The sequence below is a fragment of the Deferrisoma sp. genome, from assembly GCF_054681715.1.
In genome coordinates this window covers 1-4369 of the sequence record NZ_BAAHFQ010000212.1, presented here as the reverse complement: position 1 = coordinate 4369, position 4369 = coordinate 1, and the positions used below count along the sequence as shown (strand labels likewise).

Below are 4369 nucleotides of genomic sequence, written 5' to 3'. Positions count from 1 at the left end.
GCGGGGCCCGGCCGCCCCGCCGCCCAGCCGAAAGGAACCCCAAATGGCTGAACCCGCAACCGACACGAACGCGTTCGAACCGAGGATCGTGGCCTTCCTGTGCCACTGGTGCACCTACACCGGCGCGGACCTGGCCGGCACCACCCGCCAGCAGTACCCCCCCAACGTGCGCATCGTGCACCTCATGTGCTCGGGGGCGGTGGACGTGGTGTACGTGCTCAAGGCCCTCATGGACGGGGCCGACGGCGTGCTCATCGGGGGCTGCCACCCGGGCGACTGCCACTACCAGTCCGGCAACTACAAGGCCCGGCGGCGGGTGGCGATCCTCCGGAACATCCTGGCCCAGCTCGGCATCCCCGAGGACCGTGTGTGGCTGCGGTGGATCAGCGCGAGCGAGGGCAAGAAGTTCGCCGAGACGGTCACCGAGATGACCGAGGCGATCCGCGCCATGGGCCCCTGCGAGTTCAAACGGCACTGGGACGTCTAGGCTCCCCGCATTTCCAGGACGATGACGATGAAAACGGGCGTTCTTCCTACCCAATCCGACCCCCTGGCCGCGGCCGAGGCCTTCCTGAAGGGGCTCTTGGAGCGCGATCTGGTGGACGAGGTGCTCGTGCCGGCGCGCTCGGCCGGGGGCACGACCGCCCTGGGGCTCTTCGCCGACCCCGCACGGCTCGAGGGCGCGAACCCCTGGTCGCCCGTGATGCCGGTCCAGGGCGCCCGGGCCGTGTCGAACCTGACCTTCACCGACCCGGGCCGGCGGGTGGCCGTGGTTCTGCGGCCGTGCGAGGCCCGGGCCGCCGTGGAGCTCATCAAGCTCCAGCAGATCCAGCCCGAGCGGGTGGTCTTCGTGACGGTGGACTGCCCCGGGACCTTCGAGGTCACGGGGTTTGCCGCCGCCGGCCTCGACCCGGCCGAGGTGTCCCGCGGGCTCGTGGCGGCCATGGCCGGCGGGGCGCCGGCCGCGCCCGAGGGGCTCGCGTTTCGCACGGCCTGCACCGTGTGCGAGCATCCCGACGCCGCCTGGGGCCAGGTGCGGCTCCTGGCCTGGGGCGCGGCCGACGGCGCGGTCGCGGTGGAGGCCGAGGACGACTGGGCCGACCGGCTCGCCGAGGCGGGCCTGGCCACGTTCCCGGCCGAGGCGCCGGCGGGCCGGGCGAGCGTGCTCTCCCAGGTCCAGGCGAGCCGCACCAAAGCCCGGGACGAGCTCTTCGAGCGGTTCCGCGCGGAGGCCCGGGGCATCGAGGGCCTCAAGGAGGCCTTCGCCACCTGCATCCGCTGCTACAACTGCATGGAGAACTGCCCCATCTGCTACTGCAAGCAGTGCATCTTCAAGAGCCCCACCTTCGACCACCCGGGCGAGCTCTACGCCCGGTGGGCCGAGCGCAAGGGGGCCCAGCGGATGCCGGCCGAGACCCTTCTCTTTCACCTGACGCGGCTCAACCACATGGCCACCTCGTGCATCGGCTGCGGCCTGTGCGACACGGCCTGCCCCATGGGCCTGCCGGTGGCGACTCTGTTTCGCAGCGTGGCCCAGAAGGTCCAGGCCATGCTGGAGTACGAGCCCGGCCGGAGCCTCGACGACCCGATCCCGCTGGTGGTGTTCCGGGAGGACGAGCTCCAGGAGGAGTCGGGGGCGGGGGAGTAAGGGTGGCCGGGCGGCCGGGCAGCTAGGCGGCGAGGCGGCCTGCGAAGAACGAGAAACGACCTGCGGCGGTTAACGATTCACGATTTACGATTCACGACTCACGGAGTCTGGCCATGAGCGCGCAAGCCCAGAAGAAGGTCGAGATCATCGCGAGCGGCGACCGGCCCATCCTGCCCGAGGGGGCCCGCACCGTGCCCGTGTACATCATGGGCAAGAAGTACCTCCTGCCCGAAACCCTGACCATCCAGAAGGCCATCGAGTACGCCGGGTACCAGTTCATCCGGGCCTGCGGGTGCCGGGGCGGTATCTGCGGGGCCTGCCCCACGGTTTGGCGGATCCAGGGCGATTTCCAGCTCCATTTCGGGCTGGCCTGCCAGACCGTGATCCAGGAGAACATGATCCTGGCGCAGATCCCGTTCTTCCCGGCCAACAAGGCCGTGTACAACCTCGAGGAGCTCCGGGCCACCGGCGAGGTGGTGGCGGCGCTCTACCCCGAGATCATGAAGTGCGTGGGCTGCAACACCTGCACCCGGGCCTGCCCCATGGACATCGACGTCATGGAGTACATCAACGCGGCCATGCGGGGCGACATCGCCCGGGCCGCCCGGGTGTCCTTCGACTGCATCCAGTGCGGCCTGTGCTCGGCCCGGTGCCCGGCCCAGATCGCCCACTACCATGTGGCCCAGCTCTGCCGCCGGCTCTACGGCAAGTACATGCTGCCCCGGGCCGAACACCTCAAGCGGCGGGTCGAGGAGATCGAGTCCGGCAAGTACGACGCCATCCTCGCGGAACTCGCGAAGATGGACCACGAGGAGCTACGCAAGCGCTACGTGGAGCGGGAGATCGAGCCCCTGGATTCCACGGGCTGGGAGCCCGAGGACAAGACGTATCTGTGACCCCTCTGAGGCTCCTGCGGGGCCCTACAGCGCATACGGGGCAACGGCCGAGTTTCGGCCCGGTGTGGGAGCGGCGTCCACGCCGCGATCCGGGCCGAAGGCCCGCTGGAGGAATTGTCGCGGCTTTGGAGCCGCTCTAGAGGTTGGGACGGCCGGTGCCGTGGGAATCCCAGAGGTCCCCAGCCGCCAAGCCGCCTAGCTGCCCAGCCGCCTAGCCGTCGATCGGAGAAAAAGCCATGGGTTACACGCCGGAAATGAAGGAACTGATCAAGCGCGTCGAGGCCACCCGGGCCGAGCGCATCGAGCGCACCCGCCGGGGCGAGTACTTCCCCGCCATGACCCTGGAGGAGCGCGAAGAGGTGCTCCGGAAGTTCCACCCCGACTACAAGCCGGATGGCCGGCGCGAGGTGCGGGTGGGGCCCAACAAGGGCGACGTCTACCCCGAGGAGTTCGTGGACGTGCTCGAGGCCTACCCCCGGATCCCGCCGGAGAAGGTGGACTTCTCGGTGCTCCCCACCTACACCACCGACGTGCTGGTGATCGGGGGCGGCGGGGGCGGCACCTCCGCGGCGCTCCTGGCCTCGGACCACGGGTGCAAGGTGATCCTGGCCACGAAACTGCGCCACGGCGACGCCAACACGGTGATGGCCGAGGGCGGCATTCAGGGCGCCGACCAGGAGGTGGACAGCCCCTATTTCCACTTCCTCGACACGATCGGGGGCGGCCACTTCACGAACCGGCCCGACCTCGTGGCCGCCCTCACCCGGGACGCGCCCATCGTGATCTCGTGGCTCGAAAGCCTCGGCATGATGTTCGACAAGCATCCCGACGGCCGCATGCGGGTGCGCCACGGCGGGGGCACGAGCCGCAAGCGGATGCACTCGGCCGGCGACATGACCGGTTCCGAGATCATGCGGGTGCTCCGGGACGAGGCCCGCAACCGGCCCGACCGGATCGAGGTCATGGAGTTCTCGGCTGCGGTGGAGATCCTCAAGGACAAGCAGGGCCGGGCCTGCGGGGCGCTCCTCTACAACATGGAAACCGAGGAGTACTTCGTGGTGCGCTCCAAGGCCGTGGTGCTCGCCACCGGCGGCTTCGGCCGGCTCCACATCCAGGGGTTCGCCACCACCAACCACTACGGCGCCACGGCCGACGGCCTCGTCATCGGGTACCGGGCCGGGGTGCCGCTGGACTTCATGCACTCCACCCAGTACCATCCCACCGGCGCCGCATACCCCGAGCAGAACGTGGGGCTTTTGATCACCGAGAAGGTGAGGGGGCTGGGGGCGAACCTTCTCAACATCCACGGCCAGCAGTTCGTGTTCGAGCGCGAGCCCCGCGACGTGGAGAGCGCCGCCATCATCCGGGAGTGCGTGGAGCGCGGAAACGGCATCGTGACCCCGGTGGGGCGCTACGGGGTGTGGCTCGACTCGCCCATGATCGAGGAGCTGGAGGGCCCGGGCACCATCGAGCGGGAACTGCCGGCCAAGTTCGTGCAGTTCATGCGCTACGGCATCGACATCCGCAAGGAGCCGATGCTCGTGTACCCCACGCTCCACTACCAGAACGGCGGGCTCAAGATCACCCCCAACGCCGAGACCGTGGTGCCGGGGCTTTTTGCCGCCGGCGAGGTGACCGGCGGGGTCCACGGCGAGAACCGCCTCATGGGCAACTCCCTCCTGGACATCACCGTGTTCGGCCGGCGGGCCGGTCGCAACGCGGCCGAGTACGTGAAAAGCCTCGCCGGGGAGCCCGGGGAGCCCACGCTCGACCACGTGCGCGAGTTCGTGCGGGAGCTCGAGGAGGCCGGGGTCGATCGGAGCCG

At 69.6% G+C, this 4369-nt stretch carries 4 protein-coding genes; all 4 read left to right on the top strand.

What is annotated here, in order from left to right; translation table 11 throughout:
• Positions 1 to 43: 43 nt before the first annotated feature.
• Positions 44 to 487, top strand: a complete 444-nt coding sequence (locus ACY0I8_RS16655; protein WP_459940859.1) for a hydrogenase iron-sulfur subunit — start codon at positions 44 to 46, stop codon at positions 485 to 487.
• 27 nt (positions 488 to 514) lie between these two features.
• Positions 515 to 1648: a 4Fe-4S dicluster domain-containing protein gene (locus tag ACY0I8_RS16650; RefSeq protein WP_461395644.1), complete on the top strand. Its 1134-nt coding sequence runs from the start codon at positions 515 to 517 to the stop codon at positions 1646 to 1648.
• A 113-nt stretch (positions 1649 to 1761) separates the two neighbouring features.
• Positions 1762 to 2544 (top strand): 4Fe-4S dicluster domain-containing protein, encoded by a 783-nt coding sequence (locus ACY0I8_RS16645; RefSeq protein WP_461395643.1) that lies wholly within the window; start codon positions 1762 to 1764, stop codon positions 2542 to 2544.
• A 236-nt stretch (positions 2545 to 2780) separates the two neighbouring features.
• A partial coding sequence (locus tag ACY0I8_RS16640) for an FAD-binding protein (protein ID WP_461395642.1) occupies positions 2781 to 4369 on the top strand: 1589 nt, incomplete at its 3' end.

Coding starts and splice junctions, on each gene's coding strand:
- ACY0I8_RS16655 (WP_459940859.1), top strand. CDS start 44: ATGGCTGAACCCGCAACCGACACGAACGCGTTCGAACCGAGGATCGTG.
- ACY0I8_RS16650 (WP_461395644.1), top strand. CDS start 515: ATGAAAACGGGCGTTCTTCCTACCCAATCCGACCCCCTGGCCGCGGCC.
- ACY0I8_RS16645 (WP_461395643.1), top strand. CDS start 1,762: ATGAGCGCGCAAGCCCAGAAGAAGGTCGAGATCATCGCGAGCGGCGAC.